22 protein-coding genes and 1 pseudogene are annotated in these 26,581 nt (G+C 70.7%); 10 read left to right on the top strand and 13 right to left on the bottom strand.

Features of this window, described 5'->3' with window-relative positions:
* The 7 genes from JHN63_RS22675 to JHN63_RS22645 all read left to right on the top strand — a co-directional run.
* Nucleotides 1-423, top strand: a 423-nt coding sequence (locus tag JHN63_RS22675; RefSeq protein WP_200683101.1) for a CdaR family transcriptional regulator, incomplete at its 5' end; no start/stop codon positions are given.
* A 293-nt stretch (nt 424-716) separates the two neighbouring features.
* Nucleotides 717-2,429 carry an Hsp70 family protein gene (locus JHN63_RS22670; protein WP_200683099.1) on the top strand — a complete coding sequence of 571 codons (1,713 nt, stop codon included), beginning with the start codon at nt 717-719 and terminating at the stop codon, nt 2,427-2,429.
* 9 nt (nt 2,430-2,438) lie between these two features.
* On the top strand, nt 2,439-3,212 hold the full coding sequence (locus tag JHN63_RS22665) for a hypothetical protein (RefSeq protein WP_200683091.1): 774 nt from the start codon (nt 2,439-2,441) through the stop codon (nt 3,210-3,212).
* Between the two features lie 15 nt (nt 3,213-3,227).
* Nucleotides 3,228-3,932, top strand: a complete 705-nt coding sequence (locus tag JHN63_RS22660) for a VWA domain-containing protein (RefSeq protein ID WP_200683090.1) — start codon at nt 3,228-3,230, stop codon at nt 3,930-3,932.
* Between the two features lie 12 nt (nt 3,933-3,944).
* Complete coding sequence (locus JHN63_RS22655) at nt 3,945-4,997, top strand: protein phosphatase 2C domain-containing protein (protein ID WP_200683088.1); 1,053 nt, start codon at nt 3,945-3,947, stop codon at nt 4,995-4,997.
* Nucleotides 4,994-5,881, top strand: coding sequence for a hypothetical protein (locus JHN63_RS22650; RefSeq protein ID WP_200683080.1), 888 nt, complete (start codon nt 4,994-4,996; stop codon nt 5,879-5,881). Before JHN63_RS22655 ends, JHN63_RS22650 begins: the two co-directional genes overlap by 4 nt.
* Nucleotides 5,882-5,927: 46 nt before the next feature.
* Complete coding sequence (locus JHN63_RS22645) at nt 5,928-6,587, top strand: HAD family hydrolase (RefSeq protein WP_200683078.1); 660 nt, start codon at nt 5,928-5,930, stop codon at nt 6,585-6,587.
* Between the two features lie 30 nt (nt 6,588-6,617).
* Here the strand turns inward: JHN63_RS22645 and JHN63_RS22640 are convergent, their stop codons facing one another.
* From JHN63_RS22640 to JHN63_RS22625, 5 genes and pseudogenes are all read right to left on the bottom strand, one after another.
* Entirely contained in the window at nt 6,618-7,004 is a 387-nt protein-coding gene (locus JHN63_RS22640) for a hypothetical protein (RefSeq protein WP_200683076.1), read from the bottom strand.
* Nucleotides 7,005-7,146: 142 nt separating this feature from the next.
* Nucleotides 7,147-7,416, bottom strand: coding sequence for a DUF6355 family natural product biosynthesis protein (locus JHN63_RS22635; protein ID WP_200683075.1), 270 nt, complete (start codon nt 7,414-7,416; stop codon nt 7,147-7,149).
* Between the two features lie 219 nt (nt 7,417-7,635).
* Nucleotides 7,636-8,211 (bottom strand): DUF4240 domain-containing protein, encoded by a 576-nt coding sequence (locus tag JHN63_RS22630; RefSeq protein WP_200683073.1) that lies wholly within the window; start codon nt 8,209-8,211, stop codon nt 7,636-7,638.
* Nucleotides 8,184-8,405: pseudogene (locus tag JHN63_RS52900) on the bottom strand (Scr1 family TA system antitoxin-like transcriptional regulator); the annotation flags it as partial. The gene JHN63_RS22630 and the pseudogene JHN63_RS52900, both read right to left, overlap by 28 nt.
* A gap of 93 nt (nt 8,406-8,498) precedes the next feature.
* A complete protein-coding gene (locus JHN63_RS22625; protein WP_200683072.1) occupies nt 8,499-9,086 on the bottom strand; it encodes a TetR/AcrR family transcriptional regulator in 588 nt (195 codons plus the stop codon).
* 96 nt (nt 9,087-9,182) lie between these two features.
* On the opposite strand from JHN63_RS22625, the gene JHN63_RS22620 reads away from it, so the two are divergent.
* Nucleotides 9,183-10,745, top strand: a complete 1,563-nt coding sequence (locus tag JHN63_RS22620; RefSeq protein WP_200683070.1) for an MFS transporter — start codon at nt 9,183-9,185, stop codon at nt 10,743-10,745.
* A gap of 83 nt (nt 10,746-10,828) precedes the next feature.
* Here the strand turns inward: JHN63_RS22620 and serA are convergent, their stop codons facing one another.
* The 6 genes from serA to JHN63_RS22590 all read right to left on the bottom strand — a co-directional run bounded on the left by serA (nt 10,829) and on the right by JHN63_RS22590 (nt 20,781).
* Nucleotides 10,829-12,418, bottom strand: coding sequence for a phosphoglycerate dehydrogenase (gene serA / locus JHN63_RS22615; RefSeq protein WP_200683068.1), 1,590 nt, complete (start codon nt 12,416-12,418; stop codon nt 10,829-10,831).
* Between the two features lie 232 nt (nt 12,419-12,650).
* On the bottom strand, nt 12,651-13,649 hold the full coding sequence (gene ilvC, locus JHN63_RS22610; protein WP_019068660.1) for a ketol-acid reductoisomerase: 999 nt from the start codon (nt 13,647-13,649) through the stop codon (nt 12,651-12,653).
* Between the two features lie 111 nt (nt 13,650-13,760).
* On the bottom strand, nt 13,761-14,288 hold the full coding sequence (gene ilvN / locus JHN63_RS22605) for an acetolactate synthase small subunit (protein WP_200683066.1): 528 nt from the start codon (nt 14,286-14,288) through the stop codon (nt 13,761-13,763).
* A 20-nt stretch (nt 14,289-14,308) separates the two neighbouring features.
* Nucleotides 14,309-16,162 (bottom strand): acetolactate synthase large subunit, encoded by a 1,854-nt coding sequence (locus JHN63_RS22600; protein WP_200683057.1) that lies wholly within the window; start codon nt 16,160-16,162, stop codon nt 14,309-14,311.
* Nucleotides 16,163-16,399: 237 nt separating this feature from the next.
* A complete protein-coding gene (locus JHN63_RS22595) occupies nt 16,400-19,378 on the bottom strand; it encodes a bifunctional diguanylate cyclase/phosphodiesterase (RefSeq protein ID WP_200683055.1) in 2,979 nt (992 codons plus the stop codon).
* Nucleotides 19,379-19,824: 446 nt separating this feature from the next.
* Nucleotides 19,825-20,781: a 2-hydroxyacid dehydrogenase gene (locus tag JHN63_RS22590; protein ID WP_200683050.1), complete on the bottom strand. Its 957-nt coding sequence runs from the start codon at nt 20,779-20,781 to the stop codon at nt 19,825-19,827.
* A 76-nt stretch (nt 20,782-20,857) separates the two neighbouring features.
* On the opposite strand from JHN63_RS22590, the gene JHN63_RS22585 reads away from it, so the two are divergent.
* Both JHN63_RS22585 and JHN63_RS22580 read left to right on the top strand, forming a co-directional pair.
* Nucleotides 20,858-21,856: an aldo/keto reductase gene (locus JHN63_RS22585; protein ID WP_200683049.1), complete on the top strand. Its 999-nt coding sequence runs from the start codon at nt 20,858-20,860 to the stop codon at nt 21,854-21,856.
* Between the two features lie 229 nt (nt 21,857-22,085).
* Nucleotides 22,086-23,243, top strand: coding sequence for a sorbosone dehydrogenase family protein (locus JHN63_RS22580; RefSeq protein WP_200683111.1), 1,158 nt, complete (start codon nt 22,086-22,088; stop codon nt 23,241-23,243).
* Here JHN63_RS22580 and JHN63_RS22575 read toward each other — a convergent pair.
* Nucleotides 23,200-23,538, bottom strand: coding sequence for a DUF6191 domain-containing protein (locus JHN63_RS22575; RefSeq protein ID WP_234477550.1), 339 nt, complete (start codon nt 23,536-23,538; stop codon nt 23,200-23,202). The genes JHN63_RS22580 and JHN63_RS22575 overlap by 44 nt on opposite strands.
* Before the next feature lie 45 nt (nt 23,539-23,583).
* Nucleotides 23,584-26,571, bottom strand: coding sequence for a helix-turn-helix transcriptional regulator (locus JHN63_RS22570; RefSeq protein WP_200683103.1), 2,988 nt, complete (start codon nt 26,569-26,571; stop codon nt 23,584-23,586).
* Nucleotides 26,572-26,581 lie beyond the last annotated feature (10 nt).

The following is a 26,581-nucleotide window of genomic DNA, read 5'->3' as shown; positions in this document are numbered from 1 at the left end:
GGTACCGAATCGCGGGGGGTGACCGGTATCGCCGCCCCCCGCACAGGCCTCGCCGACCTCGGTGCCGCCTGGCAGGAGGCCACCGCCGCTTGTCGGGCGGGGCTGGTGGAGCCTCGGTTCGGGGCCGTGGTGGAGTGGGCGGGGATCGGGCCGTACCGGCTGTTGGCCGCTCTGCCGCCGGAGGCCGTGCACGATCCGGTCGTGGCGCCGCTGCTCTCCCCCGCGCACCACGAACTCGCCCGTACCGCCGAGGTGTACCTCGACCGGGCGGGCCAAGCGGGGCGTACCGCAGCGGAGTTGGGGATCCACCGGCAGACGTTGTACTACCGGCTGTCCCGGGTGGAGCAGTTGACGGGGCTGGACCTGGACGACGGCGAGGACCGGCTGCTGCTGCACATGACACTGAAGAGTCACCGCCTGTGACAACCGCGCCCCGCACGGGTCGGACGGGTCACGAAGGGATGACGTCAACTACGCAGTGCCACCGGCCGAATGCGTATTTGAACTAGTCACCCTGTCCGAAAAAGGGGATCTTGTGCCACGCTGATCACACGCCCAACAGGCAGCGTGAGCGGGGGAGTTCGTAGTCACGCGGGTACTGAAGCGTGCCGTGGTCCGGCTGGTGCCGGTCCCGGTATCTCCCTTGCGCACGCGCATGCGCCACACCACGTCCGACGGGGGACGCGGCGGCGCGTCGACGGGCTCAGGGGGAAATTTTGACGATCAGAGTTGTGGCCGCCGTCGACTTCGGAACACACGGGTCCGGCTTCGCCTGGTGTCCCGTCGACTCGGTCAACGACCAGGCCGACCGCAAGATCTACTACTTCGACCAGTGGCAGGACCAGCCGGTCGTGTACCCCAAGAACCTCACCGCGGTCCTCCTCGACGGCCAGGACAAGGTGATCGACTGGGGGTACTCCGCCCGGCGCGCGCTGTCGAACGCGGGGATGCGCTCGGGCGCCGGGGACCTCCGGCTGGTCCAGGGTTTCAAGATGTGGCTGCGCGCCGGTGACGCGCCGGAGAACGGACACCTCAACGGCACTCCCGCGCAGGCCCTCCCGCTGATCGCGGCCTATCTGCGGCGACTGCGCGAGGTGGCCGTCCAGCACATCACGGACGGCGGCTACCGGGAGGACGAGATCCGCTGGTGCCTCACCGTCCCCGCGATGTGGACGGAGTACCAGCGCAACGCGATGCGCAAGGCCGCCGAACGCGCCGGGTTCCCGGCCACACCCGACCGGCTGCTGCTGATCACCGAGCCGGAGGCGGCCGCCATCCACGCCTTCGCCCGGACCCCGGCCGGCGCGGCCGAGCTGCCGATCATGGTGGTGGACTGCGGCGGCGGCACCGTCGACATCGCCGCCTACCGCCCCGAACCCGGCGGCAGACTCGCCCAGTTGGGGCACACGGCGGGCGGCGACCTCGGGTCGTCGTACATCAACGAGCGGTTTCTGACCGGGGTGGTGAAGCCGCGGTTCGGGGCCGAACTCCTCGACCACATCGAGCGGCACGCGCCGGACGCGTTGCAGGAGATGCTGGACGCGTTCGAGGGCGCGAAGCGGCAGCACGACATCGGCCGGGACACGCCCCTGTCGATCACCATCCCGGGGAAGATCTACCAACTCCTGCACAGCCGCGGGGCGTTGCCCCGGCTGGCGCGGATGCAGGGCGGCCAGGACTTCCACGTCCTCGTGGACTCCGCCGACGCGGACCGCCTGTTCGACGGAGTGGTCCGGCCGCTCACCCACCTGGTCGCCGAGCGGATCGTCGACATGCGCAAGCTGCTGGGCGACCGCAAGGCGGGCATCCGGATCGTCCTGGTCGGCGGTTTCGCCCAATCGCCGTATCTGCGCAGCCAGTTGACGGCCTTCCTGCAGAAGCGGTACGGCACCGCCGTGGAGTTGCTCATCCCGCCGGACCCGGCACGGGCGGTGCTGGCCGGGGCGGTCCACTACACGTACCGGCCGAACGTGGTCTCCTCGCGCACGATGGAACACACCTACGGCATCAGTTGCAGCCTCGCCTTCGAGGACAACGTGGACCCCGTGCGGCTGCGGTTCGTGGACGATCGCGGGATCTTCCGATGCCAGGACCGGTTCCTGGTGTTCGTGCGCAACGGGGACTCCGTGGGCATCGACCAGACCGTCACCAACGAGCTGGTCCCGAACCGCAACGACGAAGCCCAGATCCGGTACGACCTGCTGGCCACCACCGAGAAGGACCCCCGCTACTCCACCGGCCGGGACGTGCGGGTGCTCGGTACGGTCGCCATCGACCTGGGCAGTGCCATGCGGCTGCCGATCGACGACCGGAAGGTCGAGATCTCCATGTGCTTCGGCGGCACGGAGATCCAGGTGACGTCCCGCAACGTCCACACCGGCCACACCCTGCGGACGGCCCTGTCCTTCAACCCCGACACCGGTTCGTGAGGCGGCGCGATGACCTATCAGGCACAGCCCGACGGGGAGCAGCCGCACGATGTCGCGGGTGCGATGGCCCAGTACCTCGGGGACATGGGCACCAGATTCACCAACTACGCCAACCAGTTGCACCGGTTGTCGCAGCAACGGCAGGAGGACATCGGCCAGTTGCGCAAGGACTTTGCCAGTGCGCTGCAAGCGCAGGACGCGCAGCTCAACAACCTGCTGCTCCGCCACAACCAGCTCCGGGAGGAACTGAGCGGCGCGGCCGAGGAGCGGCACCACACCCTGGCGGCCGACTTCAAGGATCTGGTGCAGCTCACGGTGGTGCCCACCTGCATGACGGTCGAGTCGTGCTGCCCGAGCACGCATGAGATCGAGATGCAGGAGCGGCGCATGGTCCTCGTCCGGCGACTGTGCCGACTGCTGTTCGGCGCGCTGCCGGCCATGAACAGCGAGGTGCGCAGTCTGTTCAAGCCCTACGCCGCGGGCGCCGGTCCCGACGCGGAGAAGCAGGTCGCGTCGCTCGCGGGACCTCTGTGCGCGAAGGTGAACGCCCTGCGCGCCGCGATCGCGGACACGGGTACCGCCTTCCGCTGGGACTTCGAGGTGACGCCCGGCATCGCCTACTCACCGGACAAGTACCAGTTGTGGCAGTCCGCCTCCGACCAGGCCCCGGTCCGGTACGTCGTCATCCCGGCCTATGTCGTGCCCGGCAGGCCGCCGTATGTACGCGCGACGGTCTTCACCGCCCTCGCCGCACAGTTCGGCACCCAAGTCCAACACCCCTGAACCCCGGGAGACACCATGCCCGCGAAGGCCATCCTGCTGCCGTTCTACGTCGTCGTCGACACCTCCCTGTCCATGTCCGGCGAGCCGATCGACGCCGCCAACGACATCGTTCCGACCCTGTGCGACCTGCTGCGGGAGAACCCCACCCTGCGCGACAAGATCCGCTTCAGCGTGGTCGAGTTCTCGTCCCGGGCCGATCTGCGCGTGCCGCTGAGCGATCTGCGCGATGTGCAGAAGCCGCCGCTGCTGACCGCCGACGGCGCGACCTCGTTCGCCGCCGCCTTCCGCCTCGTACGAGAGCTGATCGAGACGGACACCGAGCAACTGCGGGCCGACGACTTCTCGTTCCACCGGCCGGCGGTGTTCTTCATCACCGACGGGGAGCCGACCGACGCCGACGACGTGTGGCACCGGGAGTTCGACACGCTGGTGACCGGCACGAACTTTCCGAACGTCGTCCCGTTCGGGGTCGGCGAGACCAACCCGACGACACTGGCCGAACTGGTGCACCCCAGGGACCGGTTCCGCGCCTACACGGTGGCGGAGGGGCACACCGCCGCCGACGCCATCAAGGAGACCACCCAGGTGCTGATCCAGAGCGTCCTGGCCTCGGCCAAGGGCACCGAGGAGGGCGCGGACGGGTTCGTCCTCGACCCCGGATTCCAGACCGAGGCGGTGATCCCCGTCCCCATGGACGAGGAGATCCCCTGGAAGGACTGAGGAGGCACCCGGATGACCGCGGAGAGCATCGACGGCGTAGAAGACGTAGCGGGTGCAGGTGACGTAGAGGGTGCAGAGGGCGGCGGTGAAGTCGGCGAGATCGGTGGCGCCGGGGTCGGCGCCGAGGAGTTCGCCGCCTGCGGCTTCCGGATCGGCGATCCCGGTTCGCACGAGGAGGTGCTGCCCCGGCTCGCCGTCCCGGCCGAGCCGCACGCCGAGTACGGGAACTTCCCGGTGCCCGCGTGCCCCGGCTGGCGCAAGCCGGACACCGTGTTCGACGGGGCCCGGCACGGTCCGCTGACCGTACGGGCCGCCAGCACACGCGGCGACGGCCACCGGCACGTCGGCACTCCGCGGCAGGACGACTACTGCCTCTACGGCACCGACGACTGGCTCGTCGCGGCGGTCGCCGACGGGGTGTCCCAGGGCGCGTTGTCGCATCTCGCGGCGGAGGCGGCGGCCGAGACCGGCTGCCACGCCCTCGCGACCCAGCTGCGGGCGGGTGTCGCGCCCGGGCGGCTGGACTGCGAGTCCGTGCTGCGCGACAGCGCCAAGGCGGTGGTCCGCGCGGTCCATCACTCCCTCGCCCGGGAGACCGGGGAGACCGGCGTGCTGTCGCTGGGCGCGGTGGCGCAGTTGGCCTCGGCGGCCGTGGTCTACGCGGTGGTACCGGTCGGCGCCGGGCCCGAGGACACCCGGGAGGCCCTGCTGTTGTGGGTGGGCGATGTCACCGCGTGGACGCTCAGCGACGCGAAGGGCTGGCTGCCGCTCACCGAACTCAAGGCGGACGGCGGCACGAAGGTCGTCACCGGCACCACGGCCGCGCTGCCGCTGCTGGGCCGCGAGTCCTGGCACCGGACGACGTTCACGCTGGCGGCGGACGAGGCGGTGGTGCTGATGACGGACGGGGTCGGCGACGCCCTGGGCGACGGCACCGGTGAGGTGGGCGCCGCGCTGCGCTCCGTGTGGCGACGGCCGCCGGAGCCGCACGCGTTCGCCGCGCAGGTGGACTACCAGCGCTCCACGTTCACCGACGACCGTACCGTCGTGGGGATCTGGTCATGATGGTGTCCAGCCGCGACCATCTGGTCCTGACCAGGGACAAGATCGGCACCATGGAGCAGCTCGACCGGGGCGGCCAGGCCATGGTGTACGCCGTCCCGGATCTCGAACTCCCGGACTGCCCCGGCCCGTTGGTCTACAAGGAGTACCACCGGTCCCTGCCGGACGGCTTCGCCGAACCCATGCTGGCCATCGTGGCCCTGCGCGAACGCCTCACACCGAATCAGCGGCAGATCCTCGACGACCGGACCATGTGGCCCGTGCGTCTGGTCCGGGACGACTCCAGAGCCTGCGGCATCCTGATGCGCCGCATCCCCGACCGCTTCTTCCATCCCTTCCGGCGGTTCAACGGCGAGATCGTGCGCCGCCCGCGCGACGTCCAGCACCTGATGGCCACGCCGGAGGACAACCTGGGCTCCGGCATCACCCCGGCCCGGCTCGGCCAGCGCGGCGCGCTCTGCCGCGAACTGGCCGTCGTACTGGGCCTGTTGCACGGCATCGGCGTGGTGTACGGCGACCTCAACCAGCGCAACGTCCTCTACTGGGCCGATCCCGGGGGCGGTTGCGGCCTGGTCGTCGTCGACTGCGACGCCGTCCGCGTGACCGGCAGTGTCTCCCCGCTCCCCCAACTCCACGGCGCCGACTGGGCACAGCCGGAGGGCGGCACGGTCCAGAGCAAGGCCTCCGACCGCTACAAGTACGGCCTCTACGTCCTGCGCACCCTGGTCGGCCGGGACATGGGCAGCGTCAGCCGCGACCCCATGGACCTCCAGGGCACCCTGAACCCGACCGGCCTCCACCTCCTGCGCCGCGCCCTCTCGGACCAGCCGACGGCACGCCCACCGATGCACGAGTGGTACCGGTACTGGAACTCGGTGCTGCCCTAGACCCCGAAACCGCGGGCACCACCGGGTGGATGATCCACTGTCCGGTATGCCGCTGCTGATGCTGGATCTGGACAACACCCTGGTCGACCGCGACGCCGCGTTCCGGGAGGCGGTGCGGGAGTTCCTGGCCGCGCACGGCCTGCCGGCGGGCGACCTCGCCTGGCTGATGACGGCCGACGCCTCCGGCTACACACCGAGGCCGGACCTCGCGAGGACCATGACCGAGCGCTACGGCCGGGCCGTCACCGACGCTGTCGTGCGGAGGTTCCTCGACCGGGGCGCCGGCGATCGCGTCACGCTGGCCGAGCCCACGCGGGACGCCCTCACGGTGGCTGTCGCGGCGGGCTGGAGGTGCGTGATCGTCACCAACGGCCGTACCGCACAACAGGAGTTGAAGATCCGGACGGCCGGGCTGGACACGATCGTCCACGGCTGGGTGATCTCCGAGTCGGTCGGCCACAGGAAGCCCGCGCCGGAGGTCTTCCAAGCGGCGGCGGCCTCGGTCGGCGAGTCCCTCCGCTCGTCCTGGGTCGTCGGCGACTCCGCACACGCCGACATCGGGGGCGCGACGGGCATCGACGCGCGCAGTGTGTGGGTGTCGGCCGGCCGCCCGTGGACCGAGCCGGCGTTCCGCCCCACACACATCGCCGTCGACACCGCGTCAGCGATCCATCACGTCATCGGTGTCCCGCGACCGGCCCGCTGAGCACTCAAGTCGGCCGACCTGTCGGGGACTTCAGCACTGCGCCAGACCGGGCGCCGGGTCCTGGCCGGTGGAGACGTCGACCGCGGGGACGTTGCCCCAGGCGCCGTTGTCGAGCTGGGTCCAGTACCAGATGTCGTTGCCGCCCGGGTGCGGGTCGCCGTGGCCCCAGCACTGGAACCAGCTGAAGGTGCCGTTCAGTTGGCCGCGGGTGGCCGAGCGGTAGGAGCGGTCCGCGTAGCCCTTCGCGCCGGCCTTGTTGCCGCAGTGCAGCCGCGCGTCGGAACGCACACCGCACTCGGCCCTCGCGGCCTGCACGGCCTTCACCGGGGTGGCGCTCGCCGGCGACTGCGCCGAGGCCGTCCCCAGCGCCAGCGCGCCCGCCATGGCCACCACGGTGATCTTCTTCCGTACGTTCAACTGCCTGCTCCTCGCTCCGACCGGTGCCCGCTTGCACCGCGATCGCCCCGCGATCATGAAGGAGGCGAGGAACCACCCGCAGCGGCCATACGGGTGAACGGCGCCGAAGCCGCTCGTGTGGGTGACGGCCCGGGAGCGTCGGTCAGCAGGTCCGCCCGACGTAGTACGCGCCCTGGATCTTCCGGGCGGAACCGAGCCAGGTCGTGCCGTGCCTGACGCACAGCTCGTGGTCGCGGGCCCGGGCGACCCTGACCTTGATGACGACGCGGGAGTCGTCGGTGGTGCAGTGGCGGTAGTAGGCGTCGGTGCTGGTCTTGTAGAAGCCGCAGGGTCCGGCGGACGCGGGGCCGGCCACGGCCACCGTGCCGAGAGAGGTGAGCACGAGCGCTGCGGCACCGAGGGCACTGGTCACGACACGACGAACTCGCAAAGGGAACTCCTTGATCGACGATCAGTCGGATACCGGCCCCACCCTCGCCGCGCCGGCCGATGCGATCGATGGAACGCCGGTCCGTTCACCCGGGGAATCGATTTGTCGCCAGCCCGATCGAGTGACCTTCGCGAGTAGCCAGCACCGTCCACGCGGCGGACAGCTACGGGACGGCCCCCATCCCAGCCACCGATATCCCCGTCATCGAGGTCCGGGGAACAGCCCGCTGAGCCGAGGAAGGCGCCGCTTCGCCTGCTCGTCGTCTCTCCCGTCCCACTGCTCACCGACCGGATCCGCCGACTCGGGATCCTCACCGCCACGCGCCTCGACGACCGCGTAGAAGTCTTCCTCCGTCCTACCCGTCACCCGCGAGAACGCCTGCCCGGCGACATAGTCCAACTCCTCCCAGACAAGCCACTCCTCCTCGTCCCAGTCCCCCGGGTCCCGACCCACGAGCCGCCGTACGTCCGGGAGTTCGGCCAGCGCGTCCGGATCACGGGTCACCCGCTCGAACGCGTCCCGCCCCAACCCGACCAGCCAGAGCCGGAAGTAGAAGAAGCTGTCGTCGGAGTTCCACCCCATGATCCGGTCCGCCGCGGCCCACAGATCCCAGGTGTTCGTGGGAGTCAGCGCACGCTCCAGACATATCTGGAACCCCACGATCTCCGGCTCGGACCCACGCGCCAGCCGCCCGCACAGCCACGCCACCCGCTCGTCCGGGTCGGGCGTCCGCTGCCGGCAGTCCTCGATCAGGGTCCAGAAGGTGTCGTCGTCCACGGCACCACTGTGGCAGGGGGGACTGACATCGCGGGGCCTCGGAGTGGGACGACGGTGTTCGGCAGCTCGGCGAACTCCAGTGGGCGCGCCAACTGGGCGTTCATGAGAGCGGGTTCACCGACCGGCCGGCGCGGTCCGCTCTCGTCCAGCACGACGAAGGTCAACGACGCCGGAGTCCTCACCAGCGTGGCCTGCCGTTCCGCAGCCTGGCTGTCGGTGACGACGCCGGACCGAGCGTCCGCCGGACGGCGACACCGGCGCCGAAGGACCGGCGAACGAACGGCGGATCACCGCAACTCCCCCACCCCCTCCAGCACTTGCCGCAACCCCTCCGTGAGCTGCTCCGCATCCGGCGCGCTCGTCGGGTCGAAGTTCCACTGCGCGATGAGGCCCGTGATCAGCGTCATGTAGAAGGCGCCGAGGGAGTCCGCGGTCTCGTCGGGGACGTCCGTCTCGGGGACGCTCGTCATCAACGCGACCATGCCCCGCCCGCCTTCGCGCTGGGCCCGGGCCAACTGGTCGCGTACGTCGGGGAGTTTGTCGCCCATGGTCATGATCTCCATGCCGAGTCCCCACATCGACCCGGGTCGGCTCATGGTGGCGACGATGTTCGAGAACACCGCCCGGAACCGTTCCAGCGACCCGGGCTCACCCCCGAGCCCCACGCCACCGCCCCCGTCGAAGGCATCGGACGCCTGCTCCACCAGCGCGAGGTACGCCTGCGCGAGCAGCGCGTCCTTCGAGCCGTAGTGATAGCCGATGGACGCGAGGTTGGTCCCCGACTCCTTGACGATGTCGCGCGCCGTCGTGCGCGCGAACCCCTTCTCCAGCAGGCAGCGCTTCGCGCCTTCGAGCAGATCCTCACGGTGTCCCATGCCCTCACCGTACAGCCGGTCCATACAACCGTCCCAGACAGACGATTTATACGAGCGTTCTAGACAAGCGTTTAAGACGTGCGTACATTCACTGTCATGACGAACTCACCGAGCTCGACGAACCCGACCGACCCCGCGAGCGGCACCCCCAACTCCCGTGCCGGGCGCCGTGAATGGACCGCCCTCGGCGTCCTGATGCTGCCGCTGCTGCTGGTCTCCATGGACGTCTCCGTCCTCTACTTCGCCATCCCGGCGATCACCGCGGACCTGGAACCCAGCGGCACCCAGCAACTGTGGATCTTCGACATCTACGCCTTCGTCCTGGCCGGCCTGCTGATGACGATGGGCTCCATAGGCGACCGCATCGGCCGCCGCCGGCTCCTCCTGATCGGCGCGGCGGCGTTCGGCACCGCCTCCCTCGTCGCCGCCTACGCGGACAGCGCCGAGACCCTGATCGCCGCCCGCGCGGTCCTCGGCATCGGCGGCGCGACCCTGATGCCCTCGACGATGGCGCTGCTGCGCACGATGTTCACCGACCCCGGCCAGCGCGCGAAGGCGATCGGTCTGTGGTCCGGTGTGATGACCGCCGGGGTCGCGCTCGGCTCGGTGCTGAGCGGTGTCCTGGTCCAGTACTTCTGGTGGGGCTCGGTCTTCCTGATCAACCTGCCCGCGATGGCGTTGCTGCTGCTGATCGGCCCGTTCCTGCTCCCCGAGTCCAAGAACCCCGCCCCCGGCCGCTTCGACCGGCCCAGCGTCCCGCTGTCCCTGGCCGCCGTCCTGCCCGTGATCTACGGCCTCAAGGAGATCCCCTCCGAGGGCTGGCACGCGCAGTACGTCGTCTCGGTCACCGTCGGCCTGCTCTTCGCGGCGCTCTTCGTCCACCGCCAGCGCACCGCCGCCTCCCCGATGATCGACCCCACCCTCTTCCGGGGCCGCGGCTTCGCCCCCTCCGTCGTCCTCAACCTCGTCTCCGCGTTCGGCATGATGGGCTCGGCCTTCTTCACCACGCAGTACCTTCAGTCGGTGCTCGGCAAGAGCGCGATGGAGGCGGCCCTGTGGGCCCTGCTCCCCTCGGTACCGATCGGCGCGGCGGCCCCGCTGGCAACGACCCTCGTCCAGAAGGGAGTTGACCGCGCCTACGTCGTCGCCTCCGGTTTCGCGATCGCCGCCTGCGGCTACGGCATGCTCGCCCTCACCGGCGCCGACTCCCTCTGGCTGGTCCTCGCCTCCGCCGGTGTCCTCGCCTCCGGGATCGTCATGGTGATGTCCCAGATCATGGACCTCGCGATGGGCAGCGCACCGGTGGAGAAGGCGGGCGTCGCGTCCTCGCTGATGGAGACGGGCGCGGAGTTCGGCGGCGCGCTGGGCATGGCGGTCCTCGGCTCCATCGGTACGGCCGTGTACCGCCACGGCATCCCGACCTCGGCCCCCGCCCCGGCCCACGAGACCCTCGGCGGCGCGCTGGCCGTCGCCCGGCAGCTACCGGGGCACACGGGAGATGCCCTGGCCGCGACCGCACGGCAGGCCTTCACCGACGGCATGCACGGCGCGGCGATCGCCGGGGCGGTACTGCTGCTGGGCGCGGCCTTCGCGGCGACGCGGACCCTGCGGGGGCTGCGGGTACCGGCCCAGGAGACCCCGGCGAAGGCCTCGGTGTGAGCCCCGACCACACAGAAACGCCGGGCGGGTCGAGGATCCTCTCCTCTACCCGCCCGGCGTTCACATGTGATGTGGCCCCAGCCTCAGGCCAGGTTCACCGAGCGGGCGGAGGTCGCGCCGATCTCCTCGGCCACCTCCGCCAGCACGCCCGCGGCAACCGTGTCGTCGACCGTCAGCACGGCCAGCGCCTCGCCGCCCGCGACCGACCGCGAGACCTGCATCCCGGCGATGTTGATCCCGGCCTCACCGAAGACACGGCCGACCGTGCCCACGACGCCCGGACGGTCCTCGTACCGCAGCACCACCATGTGGTCGGCGAGCGCGAGGTCGACGTCGTACTCCCCGACCGCGACGATCTTCTGCAGGTTCTTGGGACCGGCGAGCGTGCCGGAGACCGAGACCTCCTCGCCGCTGCCGAGCGTGCCGCGCACGGTGACGACGTTGCGGTGGTCGGCCGACTCGGAGCTGGTCGTCAGGCGGACCTCGACGCCCCGCTCCTGCGCGAACAGCGGAGCGTTGACGTACGACACCGTCTCGGCGACGACATCCTCGAACACCCCCTTGAGCGCGGAGAGTTCGAGCACCTTGACGTCGTGCTGGGTGATCTCGCCGCAGACCTCGACGTCGAGCCGGACCGCTACCTCGCCCGCGAGCGCGGTGAAGATGCGGCCGAGCTTCTCGGCGAGCGGGAGGCCGGGCTTGACGTCCTCGGCGATGACGCCGCCCTGGACGTTGACCGCGTCGGGGACGAGTTCACCGGCGAGCGCGAGGCGCACCGACTTGGCGACCGAGACACCGGCCTTCTCCTGCGCCTCGTCCGTGGAGGCGCCGAGGTGCGGGGTGGAGACGACCTGGTCGAACTCGAAGAGCGGGGAGTCCGTGCAGGGCTCCTTCGCGTACACGTCGAGGCCGGCGCCGGCGACCCGGCCCTCCTTGAGCGCGGAGTACAGCGCCGCCTCGTCGACGATCCCGCCGCGCGCGGCGTTGACGATGCGGACGGTCGGCTTGACCTTGCGCAGCGCCTCGTCGCCGATCAGACCGACCGTCTCCGGGGTCTTGGGCAGGTGCACGGTGATGAAGTCGGAGACCTCGAGCAGCTCGTCGAGCGACAGGATCTTGACGCCCATCTGCGCGGCCCGCGCGGGCTGGATGTAGGGGTCGTAGGCGACGACCTTCATCCCGAACGCGGACATGCGCTGCGCGACGAGCGCGCCGATGCGGCCGAGGCCGACGACGCCGAGGGTCTTCTCGGCCAGCTCGACGCCCGTGTACTTGCTGCGCTTCCACTCGCCGTTCTTCAGCGCGGCGTTGGCCTGCGGGATGTGGCGTGCGGTCGCCAGCAGCAGACCGCAGGCCAGCTCGGCGGCGGTGACGATGTTCGAGGTGGGGGCGTTGACGACCATCACGCCGGCCTTGGTGGCGGCGGAGACGTCGACGTTGTCCAGGCCGACGCCGGCTCGTGCGACGACCTTCAACTTCCGTGCGGCGGCGACCGCTTCGGCGTCGACCTTGGTGGCCGAACGGATCAGGATCGCGTCCACGTCGGCGATCGCGGGGAGCAGCTCGCCCCGGTCGGCGCCGTTGCAGTGGCGGATCTCGAAGTCCGGGCCGAGGGCGTCCACCGTCGCGGGCGACAGCTCTTCAGCGATGAGTACGACAGGTTTCGAGCTCACGTGAGTCCTCACAAGTCCATTGCGTGCGGACGGCCGTCCCGACGGCCGCAGGCGGTGGAGGTACGGGCCGCGTGGAGACGCACGACGCTGTGGGCCTGACGCGTATGTAGTACGGCAGTGTAGTGGCGCTCCGACAGTCGCCTTACGCCTCCGCGGAAGGATCACCCGTCCGTGACCGGACGGGTTGGACAAAGGGGCCGGAGCCATTGCTCCGGCCCCTCGGCTTCAGGACTTACGCCTCTTCGTCGACCCAGCTCATCAGCTTGCGGAGCTGCTTGCCGGTGGTCTCCAGCAGGGACTCGGCGTCCTTCTGCTTGTACTCGTTGTACTTCTTCAGGCCGCCGTGGTACTCGGCCATCCACTCACGCGCGAAGGTGCCGTCCTGGATCTCGGCGAGGACCTGCTTCATGGTGGCCTTGGTCTCGTCCGTGATGATCCGCGGGCCGGTGACGTAGTCGCCCCACTCGGCGGTCTCGGAGATCGACCAGCGCATCTTCTCCAGGCCGCCCTCGTACATGAGGTCGACGATGAGCTTCAGCTCGTGCAGGCACTCGAAGTACGCGATCTCGGGCTGGTAACCGGCCTCGGTCAGCGTCTCGAAACCGGCCTTGACCAGCGCGGCCGTACCACCGCAGAGGACAGCCTGCTCACCGAACAGGTCGGTCTCGGTCTCCTCGGTGAAGGTGGTCTTGATGACGCCGGCGCGGGTGCCGCCGATGCCCTTCGCGTACGACAGCGCGAGCGCGAAGCCGTTGCCGGTCGCGTCCTGCTCGACGGCCGCGATACACGGAACGCCGCGGCCCTCCTCGTACTGGCGGCGGACGAGGTGGCCCGGGCCCTTGGGGGCGACCATGCAGACGTCGACGCCGGCCGGCGGCTTGATGAAGTCGAAGCGGATGTTCAGGCCGTGGCCGAAGAACAGCGCGTCGCCGTCCTTGAGGTTGTCCTTGATGGACTCCTCGTAGACCTGGGCCTGGATCGGGTCCGGCACCAGGATCATGATGACGTCGGCCTCGGCGGCGGCCTCGGACGGGGTCACCACGCGCAGGCCCTGCTCCTCGGCCTTCGCCTTGGACTTGGAGCCCTCGTGCAGACCGACTCGGACGTCGACACCCGAGTCACGGAGCGACAGCGCGTGGGCGTGGCCCTGGCTGCCGTAGCCGATGACCGCGACCTTGCGGCCCTGGATGATGGACAGGTCGGCGTCGGCGTCGTAGAACAGCTCGGCCACTTTGGGTTCTCTCCTTGGTGTGCAGGTGTTGCGTCCCACCGTATGACGGCGGGCGGAATCGAAGTTCGGGGGTCTCGGAATGCGGGCGGCCACAGCCGCCCGCATCCGGGTCTACGCGGAGCGGTCGAGCGCGCGCAGCGAGCGGTCGGTGATGGAGCGGGCGCCGCGGCCGATCGCGATCGTGCCGGACTGGACCAGCTCCTTGATGCCGTACGGCTCCAGCATCTTGAGCATGGCGGTCAGCTTGTCGCTGGAGCCGGTGGCCTCGACGGTGACGGCCTCCGGGGAGACGTCGACGGTCTTGGCGCGGAACAGCTGGACGATCTCGACGATCTGGGAGCGCGTCTCGTTGTCGGCGCGCACCTTCACCAGAACGAGTTCGCGCTGAACCGCGGAACCCGGCTCCAGTTCGACGATCTTCAGCACGTTGACGAGCTTGTTGAGCTGCTTGGTGACCTGTTCGAGCGGGAGTGCCTCGATCACGTTCACCACGATCGTGATGCGGGAGATGTCGGGGTGCTCGGTGACGCCGACGGCGAGGGAGTCGATGTTGAAGCCGCGCCGGGAGAACAGGGCGGTGATCCGGGCGAGGACACCGGGCTTGTTCTCCACCAGGACGGAGAGCGTGTGCTTGGACATTTCTCTTTCGTCTCTCTCGCTCAGTCGTCTTCGTTGTCGCCGAAGTCGGGGCGGACGTCCCGGGCGAACATGACCTCGTCGTTCGAGGTGCCGGCGGCGACCATCGGCCACACCATGGCGTCCTCGTGGACGATGAAGTCGATCACGACGGGGCGGTCGTTGATCGAGTTCGCCTCCTCGATGACCTTGTCGAGGTCGTCGGGGGACTCGCAGCGGATCGCGTAACAGCCCATCGCCTCCGACAACTTGACGAAGTCGGGGATGCGCGTGCCGGCGCTCGGCTGCTTGCCGTCCGCGTCCGGGCCGCTGTGCAGCACGGTGTTGGAGTAGCGCTGGTTGTAGAACAGCGTCTGCCACTGGCGGACCATGCCGAGGGCGCCGTTGTTGATGATGGCGACCTTGATCGGGATGTTGTTCAGGGCGCAGGTGGTGAGTTCCTGGTTGGTCATCTGGAAGCAGCCGTCGCCGTCGATCGCCCAGACCGTACGGTCCGGGGCGCCGGCCTTGGCGCCCATCGCGGCCGGGACCGCGTAGCCCATCGTCCCGGCGCCGCCGGAGTTGAGCCAGGTCGCCGGCTTCTCGTACTGGATGTAGTGCGCGGCCCACATCTGGTGCTGGCCGACGCCCGCCGCGAAGATCGTTCCCTCCGGGGCGAGTTGACCGACGCGCTCGATGACCTGCTGCGGGGAGAGCGAGCCGTTGTCGGGCTGCTCGTAGCCGAGCGGGTACGTCTCGCGCCAGCGGTTGAGGTCCTTCCACCAGGCGGTGTAGTCGCCGGTGTGGCCCTCGCTGTGCTCCTTCTGGACGGCCTGCACGAGGTCGGCGATGACCTCGCGGGCGTCACCGACGATCGGCACGTCGGCCGCGCGGTTCTTGCCGATCTCCGCGGGGTCGATGTCGGCGTGGACGATCTTGGCGTACGGCGCGAAGCTGTCCAGCTTGCCGGTGACGCGGTCGTCGAAGCGGGCTCCGAGGGCGACGATCAGGTCGGCCTTCTGCAGCGCGGTGACGGCGGTGACCGCACCGTGCATGCCCGGCATTCCCACGTGCAGCTCGTGACTGTCGGGGAATGCGCCGAGCGCCATCAGGGTGGTGGTGACGGGCGCTCCGGTGAGTTCGGCGAGGACCCTCAGCTCGGCGGTGGCGTGGGCCTTGATGACACCGCCGCCGACGTAGAGGACGGGCCGCTTCGCGGCGGTGATCAGCTTGGCGGCCTCGCGGATCTGCTTGGCGTGCGGCTTGGTCACCGGGCGGTAGCCGGGCAGGTCCATGACCGGCGGCCAGGAGAAGGTGGTCTTCGCCTGGAGGGCGTCCTTCGCGATGTCGACCAGCACCGGGCCCGGACGGCCGGTGGAGGCGATGTGGAAGGCCTGCGCGATGACGCGCGGGATGTCCTCGGCCTTGGTGACCAGGAAGTTGTGCTTGGTGACCGGCATCGTGATGCCGACGATGTCCGCCTCCTGGAAGGCGTCCGTACCGATCGCCTTCGACGCGACCTGCCCGGTGATCGCCACGAGCGGCACCGAGTCCATGTGCGCGTCGGCGATCGGCGTCACCAGGTTGGTGGCGCCGGGCCCCGAGGTGGCCATGCAGACGCCGACCTTGCCGGTGGCCTGTGCGTAGCCGGTGGCCGCGTGGCCCGCGCCCTGCTCGTGCCGGACCAGGACGTGACGCACCCGCGTCGAGTCCATCAGCGGGTCGTACGCCGGAAGGATCGCACCGCCGGGGATGCCGAATACCGTGTCGGCCCCGACTTCCTCGAGAGAGCGGATGAGGGACTGCGCGCCCGTGACGTGCTCGGGGGCGGACGGCTGTCCTCCGGATCGGGGCCGCGGCTGCGGATGGGCCCCGGTGGCCTGCTCGGTCATCGTCATTCTCTTCTCGATGCTGAGGGTTTTTGCGAGGTTTGTGCGGGGTTCTGCTGCTGCACGACTGGTTCCTGTGCAACAAAAAACCCCTCGTGCCGTGAGGCAAGCGAGGGGAGCGCGCCGGGTGCGGTCGCTGGGAGTTCCGGGTCCGTCCGGAGGTCACCAGCGTCAGCCGACGCGCTTTCCAAGTACGAGAATTCGGGTGCGCATGGCAATGACCCTCCCCCCGGCACGCACCGACTGTCAAGTGGGTGGGACGGGAGTCTCATTATGTGAGCGGAGGGCCGTTCCGCCACCGAAAACCGCGGGCACACCACTGGTGTACACCCCCAGCGCGCCGCCCGCGAACGCGGGCTCCGCCGGGCCGTGCGGCACCGGGTAGTGACCGCGGGACAGGGCCCTGCGAAGCCGGTACTCGTCCAGCGGCGCGGAGAAGGCCATGCCCTGCCCGTGCGTGCAGCCCATCGCGCGCAGGGCGACCACCTGTTCCGGCAGGTCGACCCCGTCGGCCACGGACTGGAGGCCGAGATCGCAGGCGATCCGCAGCAGCCCGCTGGTGATCTTGTGCAGCCGCGCGGACTCGACGACGCCCTCGACCAGACTGCGGTCCAGTTTCAGTACGTCGACGGGCAGCCGCCGTAGCGTCGTGATGGCCGCGTAGCCGCTGCCGAAGCCGTCGAGGGCGATCCGGACACCGAGCCGCCGCAGGGCGGCCAGCCGGCGCTCCAGCTCGTCCAGGGAGACCCTCGGGTCGGTGTCGGACAGCTCGATCACCAGCGAACCGGACGGCAGCCCGTGCCGGGTCAGCAGGGCCTCGATCGAGCCGAGCGGCATCGAGCGGTCCAGCAGCCGCCGAGCGCTTATCCGCACCGCCACGGGCACGGCGAGCCCGGTCGCGGTGCGCTCCGCGGCCTGTTCTACGGCCTCCTCCAGCATCCAGCGCCCCAGCTCGGCGGTCTTGTCGCTGTCCTCGGCCACCCGCAGGAACTCGGCCGGCGTGAACAGCACGCCCTGCGAGGACCGCCAGCGCGCCTGCGTGGACACCGACGCGATCCGGCCGTCCACCAGCGACACCACGGGCTGGTGCAGCAGCGCGAACTCGCCGTCGTGCAGCGCGGCCCGCAGCCGGGTGGCGAGCTCCGCCTTCCGTACGACGTCCTGCTGCATCTGTGGTGCGTACAGCTCGACCCGGCCCTTGCCGGCCCCCTTGGCGCGGTACATCGCGAGGTCGGCGTTGCGCAGCAACTCCCCCGCGCCCAGGCTCGGTTCGGCGAAGGAGACACCGATGGAGGCGGCGACGCGGACATCGTTGCCGTCGATCAGGTACGGCTGGGACAGGGTGATTCTCAGGCGGTCGGCGAGCTCCATGATGTGCCGCTCGCGGGCGGCGCGGTCCCGGGTGCCGTCGCCGACGATCAGGGCCGCGAACTCGTCGCCGCCGAGCCGGGACGCGGTGTCGCCGTGCCGGACCGCGCCGTCGAGCCTGCGGGCGGCCTGGATGAGGAGTTCGTCGCCCGCCTGGTGGCCGATGGTGTCGTTGACGGCCTTGAAGCCGTCGAGGTCGATGAAGAGGACGGCGGTGCCGCGGTCGGTGGAGCGGCGGCCGGAAAGTGCCTGCTGGACGCGCTTGGTGAACAGGGCGCGGTTGGGCAGGTCGGTGAGCGGGTCGTGCTCGGCGTTGTGCTGCAACTGCGCCTGGAGGCGCACTCTTTCGGTCACGTCCCGGCTGTTGAAGATCAGGCCGCCGTGGTGGCGGTTGACCGTCGACTCGACGTTCAGCCAGCCGTCGTCACCGGACCGGAAGCGGCACTCGATACGGGTGGTGGACTCCTCGAAGGGGCTGGCGGTGAGGAAGCGGCGCACCTCGTGCACCACACAGCCCAGGTCCTCCGGGTGGATGAGCGAGGCCAGTTCGGTCCCCACCAGCTCCTCGGCGGCCTTGCCGTAGACACCGGCGGCGGCCGGGGAGACGTAGCGCAGGATGCCGTTCGGGGCGGCGATCATGATGACGTCGCTGGAGCCCTGCACCAGGGAGCGGAAGTGGTTCTCCTTCTGGGCCAGTTCCTGGGTGAGGGTGATGTTGTCGATCAGCATGATGCCCTGGCGCACCACGAGGGCGAGCACCACGCAGCCCGCGGTGATGAGCACCACGCGGTCGGGGCTGCGGCCGTTGAGGACGTTGTAGAGAATCCCCAACGTGCAGACGGCGGCGGCGAGATACGGGGTGAGGGCGGCCAGCGAACCGGAGATGGGGCGGGTGGCCGGATACCGCCCATGATCGGCGCCGGGGGCGGCGGCCTGGGGCTGGACGCCGGTGCGCCGTCCGGGGCGGTGTTCGTGCACCACGCGCGTGTGCCCGTCGTCCTCGGGCTGGGTGTGCCGGGGCGTGGCCCACGGGGCGTACGCGAGGAGCAGGGAGCCGGCGAACCAGCCCGCGTCGAGCAACTGGCCCGAGTGGTAGTTGTTGTGGAGCAGCGGCGAGGTGAACAGGGCGTCGCACATGACGGTCAGGGCCAGCGCGCCGATCGCGGTGTTCACCGCGGTGCGGTTGACCGAGGAGCTGCGGAAGTGCAGCGCGAGCACCATGCTGACCAGCGCGATGTCGAGCAGCGGGTACGCCAGTGACAGCGCGGTGTGGGCCACGCTCGGCCCGTCGAACTTGGCGGCCTGGGCCAGCGCGAGGCTCCAGGACAGTGTGAGCAGCGAGCCCCCGATCAGCCAGGCGTCGAGCGCCAGACAGACCCAACCGGCCTTGGTGACGGGCCGTTTGGCGAGGACCAGGAGCCCGACGATGGCGGGCGGCGCGAAGCAGAGGAAGAACAGATCGGCGAAACTGGGGCTGGGCACGGGCCGTTGGAGCACGACCTCGTACCACCCCCACACGCCGTTGCCCAGCGCGGCCATCGCCGAGGAGAGCGAGAACAGGAGCCAGGCGGGTCGAAAGCGGATGCGGCGGCTGCGCGCATAGAGGAAGCACGAGACGGCGGCGGTACCGGCTGCCGCACTGAGCCCGAAGTCGCCCATGATCAGGGCGACTTGGGCGGACCCCCAGTCGAGCGCGGAACCGACGGCGTATCCCGCGCAGACCAGGGCCAGGACGAGTTGCTGGACCAGGCTCCATCCGCCGCCGGATCCCGGCGGTCGTGGCTGCCGCGCTCCCGGCGAAGTCCGGTCCCGGAGCGCCCCGTTGAGGGTGGTCGTCGGAGACGGTGGCGAACTCACCGGGCCCTCCCGGTCCGCGTCGCTCCCGGGTCCCGCGGGCCCCGGGACGCTGGATGGGCGTGCCTGCGGCGGCTGTTGGGCCTGCGGTGATGATGACTGTGGTGACTGTGCTGCCCACCATGACCGCTGTGGTTGCCGTGTCCGCTGTGACTGCCGTGATGGCCGCGTCTGCCCGCGGCGGCGCGCCAGGGTCGCCGTCGGCGGCCCCGCCGCGTCGGATCGCTCGTCCATAGGCCGTGCATCGCCCGTCGCCCCCCTCACAGTCTGAAATGTCCATCCCCGGCGCCGAACGGTGCGCGGCGCAGCCCCTGCCGGGACGATACACCAGTCTCGTCACTCAGGGACATAGTTCCTCTACGCTCCGTGACGACCAGCGGAGATGTGTGCACGCCCCGCTTCCGGAGGGTTGCGGAGGGTGCCGGAAGCGGATGGCGCCCCTGCTACGACTACCCCGTCGGTCCTGTCGGTCCCGTCGTGAGGATCACGTTGCGCAGCGGCTCCCGGTTCACGAATCGTCCCAACTGGTCGACAATCAGGCGCTTCGCGCGCGGCATGAACGCCGAGGTGGGCCCGCCGACATGCGGACTGATCAGCACGCCGGGCGCCTGCCACAACGGGTGTTCCTGGGGCAGGGGTTCGGGGTCGGTGACGTCCAACGCGGCAGTGATACGGCCGCTTTGGAGCTCCGCGAGCAGCGCCTCGGTGTCCACTACGGCGCCCCGGGCCACGTTGACCAGCAGCGCGCCGTCCTTCATCCGGGCCAGGAACTCGGCGTCGACCAGGTGCCGGGTCGTCTCGTCCAGGGGAGTGGACAGGACGACGACGTCCGCTTCCGGGAGCAGGGCGGGCAGTTCGGCGAGCGGATGCACCGGCCCGCGCGCGGTGGTACGCGCGGAGCGCGCCACCCGCGCCACCCGCGCGAGCTCGAAGGGAGTGAGCCGGTCCTCGATGGCGGAACCGATGGACCCGTACCCGACGATGAGCACGGACCGGTCGGCGAGGGCCGACCGGAACCCACCGAGCCACTCCCCCTTGTCCTGCGCCCGCACGAAGTCGGGGACGCCCCGCAGCGAGGCGAGGATCAGGGTCAGCGCCAACTCACCGGTGCTCGCCTCGTGCACGCCCCGCGCGTTGCACAACTGCACACCGGGGCGCAGGTACTTGAGCCCCGGCTGCACATGGTCGATACCGGCCGACAGCGTCTGCACGACCGCCACGGAGCCCATCGCCGGCAGCGGCCGTACGCCGGTCTCGCTGCTCTTCATGTAGGGCACGACGTAGAAGGCACAGTCGGCCGGGTCCGCGGGGAAATCCTCACCTCCGTCCCAGAAAAGGTAGTTGGGCCCCTCGGGAAGCCCTGCGATCTCCTCCGGCGGGATGGGCAGCCATACGTCGTCAGTCATGGTCAGGAGGCTATGTCAGGCACGCGTGTGTGCAGAGGTTAGGTTTGGGGGCCGGAAGAAGGAGGGTCACGAGCAGGTGGAGCGCAGGACGATCGGCGCGGGGTCGCTCGCGATGGGGGCCGTCGGGCTCGGCTGTATGCCGATGAACTGGGCGTACAGCGGGTCGCAACGGCAGGGCGACGAGTCGGTCAGGGCCGTGCACCGGGCGCTCGATCTGGGGGTGACGCTGCTGGACACCGCCGACATGTACGGCCCGTTCACCAACGAGCTGTTGCTGGGGCGGGTGTTGAAGGAGCGGCGCGCGGACGCGTTCGTGTCGACGAAGGTCGGCCTGCTGGTCGGCGAACAGCACATCGTGGCCAACGGCCGCCCCGGCTATGTGAAGCGCGCGTGCGACGCGTCGCTCCGCCGCCTCCAGACGGACGTGATCGACCTCTACCAACTGCACCGCGCCGACCCCGAGGTCCCCGTCGAGGAGACGTGGGGTGCGATGGCGGATCTCGTACAGGCCGGAAAAGTAAGGGCGTTGGGCGTGTGCGCGGTCGGCGCCCGTGCCGCGCGCCGGCCCGGGGCCCGGCTCCATGACGGAACGATCCGCCAACTCCAGCGCGTACAACAGGTGTTCCCGGTGACGGCGGTCCAGGCCGAGCTGTCGGTCTGGTCACCGGAGGCCCTGGACGCGCTCCTCCCGTGGTGCGCGGCGCGCGGCGTCGGCTTCCTCGCGGCGATGCCCCTCGGCAACGGCTTCCTGACCGGCACCCTGACCCCGGGCGAGGGCTTCGAACCGGACGACGTCCGCGCCCGCCACCCCCGCTTCACCGCCGAGATGACCGCCGCGAACCAACCGATCGTGGCCGGCCTGCGCCGCGTGGCCCGCCGCCACGGTGCGGAGGTGACCCCGGCCCAGGTCGCCCTGGCGTGGGTGCTGGCGCAGGGGGCGCATGTGGTGGCGGTACCGGGCACGAAGCGGGAGCGGTGGGTGCGGGAGAACGCGGGGGCGGCGGAGTTGCGTCTGACCGGGGAGGACCTGGCGGAGGTGGCGGGGTTGCCTGCGGCTCGGGGGTCCTGGGATTGAGGGGCGGCCGGGCATCGGGCCGAGCATCGCGGGGTGGCAACAGGCCCGGCTCCCGAGCCACGGCTCGATCGTGCGTCGGTGCGCAGTGATCGGGAACCCGGGCGGTGTGAGCGGTGTATGAAAAGTAGAAGCAGCCGGAGGGTGCGGCCGTGAGCCCGGTGTGAAGGTGCGCCGTACCCACTGGTGCGTGCCCGCCCGTCGAAAGGACCCGATCGTGCAACGTCGAGCTGTGTCGGCCGCCCTGGCCGTTACCGCACTCCTGCTGACGGCCGGGTGCTCTTCCGCCGGGGAAGGATCTCCGGGCGACGGCACGAGTGCGTCGTCCGGCGGCAGCGGTACGGCGACCGGGGCGGCCTCGCCCTCCGCGCAGGCCGCCGAGGAGACCCCGCCCGCCAAGGGCACGGTGAAGGTGCTGCGCACGGTCACCGAGGGGCTGAAGACCCCCTGGGGGCTCGCCCCGCTGCCCGAGGGGGATCTGCTGGTCTCCTCTCGCGACGACGGCACCATCACCCGGATCGCGGAGAAGACCGGCGCGAAGACCGAACTGGGCACGGTGTCCGGGGTCTCCGCGGCCGGCGAGGGCGGGCTCCTCGGCATCGCACTGTCCCCGGACTACGCCTCGGACCACATGATCTACGCCTACTTCACCTCGGCCTCCGACAACCGCATCGTCCGCGTCCTCTACGACGAGAAGAAGCCCGCCGGTGAGCAACTGGGCGCTCCCGACACGGTCTTCAAGGGCATCCCCAAGGGCTACATCCACAACGGCGGCCGGATCGCCTTCGGCCCGGACGGCATGCTGTACGCGGGTACGGGCGAGAGCGGTCAGCGAGGCCTGGCGCAGGACAAGAAGTCCCTCGGCGGCAAGATCCTGCGGCTCACCCCGGAGGGCGACCCGGCGCCGGGCAACCCGTTCCCGAACTCGCCGGTGTACACCTACGGCCACCGCAATGTGCAGGGCCTCGCCTGGGACTCCAAGCAGCGGCTGTTCGCCTCGGAGTTCGGACAGGACACGTGGGACGAGCTGAACGCGATCACCCCGGGCGACGACTACGGCTGGCCGGACGCGGAGGGCAAGGGGAGCAATCCCGAGTACCACAACCCGATCGCCCAGTGGCACACGGACGACGCCTCCCCCAGCGGCATCGCCTATGCCGAGGGTTCCGTGTGGATGGCGGGGCTGAAGGGCCAGCGCCTGTGGCGCATCCCACTGGACGGCACGAAGGCGTCCGCCGCCCCGCAGGCCTTCCTCACCGGCGAGTACGGCCGGTTGCGGACCGTGGTGTCGGCCGGCGGCGACAAGCTGTGGCTGATAACCAGCAACACGGACGGGCGGGGCTCGCCTAAGTCGGGGGACGACCGGATTCTGGAGCTTCAGGTGACGTAGCGGGCGGGTCGGCGGCGGGGTCGGGGGCAGAATCGGCGTCGGCACCGGCCCTGGCGGCGGCACCGGCACCGGCATCGGCATCGGCATCGGACCGAGCGTCGACGTCGGGACCGGCATCGGCTTCCGCCTCCGCCTCCGCCTCCGCCTCCGGCAGCCGTACGACGACCTTCCCGGACTCCAGGTCTATCGGCCCGCGCCCGGGGTCGCCGTCGGCGACATCGACCCTGGTCAGCTCAAGCCGGTTGGCCTCGTCCTGGGTGTGCTTGCGGCCCGGCGAGAACAACTCCTCGAACATGTTGAACACGGCGCCTCCCCTGGCCGGTCCCCTACAGCGTACGACTCATCGCGCGGAGCGCACGGTGAGCGGGTCGGGCGGGAACAGCTCCAGCCGGTGGGCCACGGCCGCGGCCTCGCCCCGGCCGGAGACGCCGAGCTTGCCCAGGATGTTCGAGACGTGGACGCTCGCGGTCTTCGGGGAGATGAAGAGCTCCTCGGCGATCTGCCGGTTGGTGCGGCCGGCGGAGACCAGCCGCAGGACGTCCCGCTCGCGGCTGGTGAGGCCGAGCGCCTCGACGGGATCGGCGGGGACCGCTCGCCGCGCCGGGACCTTCGTGAGCGTCAGCCGGGCCCGCTGGGCGAGCAGCGCGACGGCATCGCCGAGCGGCCGGGCACCGAGGTGCTCGGCGACGGCGGCGGCCAGCCGGAGCAGTTCGGTGGCGCGGTCCCGCTCGTCCTCGCCTCCGTCGGGGTCGGAGAGCAGCGCCTCGGCCAGTCGGTACCGGACGCGGGCGAGGTCGTAGGGGCGGTCGAGGCATTCGAAGGCGGCGACCGCCTCGGACCAGTCGTCCGGGGTCGAGCGGCCCTCGGCGTGCAGCAGTTCGGCGCGGAGCCAGCGTTGGTGGGCCTGCCAGACGGGGGCGTTGGTGGCGACCGGCTTGGCGGCCTCCCGGATGCGTTCGAGGATCTTGGGGCGGCCGGGGGCGGCGAAGGGCAGACCGACGGCCCAGGTCTCGGCGACGGCCGCGGTGACCAGCAGGGGCCAGGCCTCGAAGTGGGTGCCGGTGCGGAAGCCGGAGTCCAGGACCTGTTCGAGAGTGGCGCGGCAGTCGAGGAGGCGGCCTTCGGCGGTGGCGAGCTGGAGTTCGATCCGCTCCAGGGGCAGATGGTGTTGCGGGGCGACGTCATGGGTGCCGAAGTGTTCGCGGGCGGCGGTCAGTTGGCGCCGGGCCTCGGCCAGGTCACCTCGGGCGAGGGCGAGTTCGGCGCGGATGCGGGCGTGGAAGCCGCGGGGTTTGGCGCTCTGGTCCACGCGCTTCGACTGGGTCGCCGCTTCGGCGGCCTCGTCCCAACGGCCCAGGGAGAACAGGGACTCGGCGAGGTTGCCCCAGATCCAGGCCTCTTTGTCGAACTGGCCGAACTTCTTGGTGAAGGCGATCCCGGTCTCCAGGATCGGCACGGCCTCGCGGGAGCGGCCGATCGTTTCGAGGGAGGAGGGGAGGTTCACATAGCTGCGGCCGGCGACGGCGGAGATGCCTTCGGCGACCGTCCGTTCGTTGACCTCGACCAGCTCGGCGAGGCCCGCCTCGACGTCGCCGGAGGCGACCATGAGGCCGGCCAGGGTCAGGCGGGCGTCCATCTCGATCTCGCGGGCGCCCACCATCCGCGCGTACTCGACGGCGCGCTCGGCGGCCACATAGGCGTCGGGTCCCGGGACATGGACCATGGACCAGCCGGCGACCTTGGCGAGCACCTCCGCGTGCACCTCGGAGGGCGGCAGTCCGCGGACCAGTTCCTGGGCGGCGGCCAGTTCGGACCAGCCGTCGCCGCGGCCCTGGTGCCGGATCAGGACGGAGCGCTGCACCCAGAACCAGGCGGCCCTCAGTGGGTCCCCCTCTTCCTCCAGGAGGTGCAGTGCCCGCTTGGTGATCTTCAGGGCGCGGTCGCGCTCCCCGCTCAGCCGTCCGGCGACGGCGGCCTCCGCCATCAGGTCGAGGTAGCGCAGGGGTGTGGTCTCGGGGTCGCAGCCGCAGGGTGGGTAGACCTCGGTGTAGTCGACGGGGCGCAGGTCGGCGCGTACGGCGTCGGGGGCGGTGTCCCAGAGCTCCATCGCCCGCTCCAGGAGCCGTAGTTGCTCGGAGTGGGCGTGCCGGCCGCGGGCCGCGACGGAGGCGTCCAGGACGGCGGGGAGGGCCTTGGCGGCGTCGTGGGCGTGGTACCAGTAGCTCGCCAGGCGCATGACGCGCTGGTCGGCGGGGACGAGCGTGGGGTCGGCCTCCAGGACCTCGGCGTAGCGGCGGTTGATGCGGGAGCGCTCGCCGGGCAGCAGGTCGTCGCCGACGGCCTCGCGGACCAGGGAGTGGCGGAAGCGGTAGCCGTCGTCTCCGGGGGCGACCTGGAGGATGTTGGCGCCGACGGCGGCCCGCAGCGCCTCGATGAGGTCGTCCTCGGTGAGCCGGGCGACGGCGGCGAGCAGCTGGTACTCGACGGTGGAGCCGCCCTCGGCGACGATCCGGCAGACCCGCTGGGCGCTCTCGGGGAGTGACTCGACCCGGACGAGGAGCAGGTCGCGCAGGGAGTCGGTGAGGTTGCTGCGGCAGCCGTCGTGGGCGGCGACGGCGAGTTCCTCGACGAAGAAGGCGTTGCCGTCGGAGCGTTCGAAGATCTCGTCGACCTGGGCGGGGTCGGGTTCGGCGGCGTGGATGCCGGCGATCTGGCGGCCGACCTCCTGCCGGTTGAAGCGACCGAGTTCGATCCGGCGGACCGTGCGGAGGCGGTCGAGTTCGGCGAGCAGGGGGCGCAGGGGGTGGCGGCGGTGGAGGTCGTCGGCGCGGTAGGTGGCGAGGACGAGGAGGCGGCCGGTGCGCAGGGTGCGGAAGAGGTAGGCGAGGAGGTGGCGGGTGGAGGCGTCGGCCCAGTGCAGGTCCTCCAGGGCGACGACGACCGCGTGCTCGGCGGAGACCCGCTCCAGCAGCCGCGCGGTGAGTTCGAAGAGGCGGGCCATGCCCTCCTCGTCATGCCGGCCGGCCCGTCGTCCGGTGGGGGTCTCCGCCAACTCCGGGAGCAGCCGGGCGAGTTCCTCCTCCTGACCGGCGGCCGCCTCGGACAGCTCGGCGGGCAGCGCACGGCGCAGCGCACGCAGAGCAGTGGAGAACGGCGCGAAGGGCAGCCCGTCCGCACCGATCTCGACACACCCGCCGAGCGCGACGACGGCCCCCCGGCGACAGGCGGCGGTGGCGAACTCCTCGACCAGCCGCGTCTTGCCCACGCCTGCCTCCCCGCCCAGCAGCAACGCCTGCGGCTCGCCCGCGGCGGCACGGGCGAGCCGCAGGCGTTGCTGC

The sequence above is a fragment of the Streptomyces sp. MBT65 genome (genome assembly GCF_016612545.1).
Classification (GTDB): Bacteria; Actinomycetota; Actinomycetes; order Streptomycetales; family Streptomycetaceae; genus Streptomyces.
This window is presented reverse-complemented; position numbering and strand designations above follow the sequence as displayed.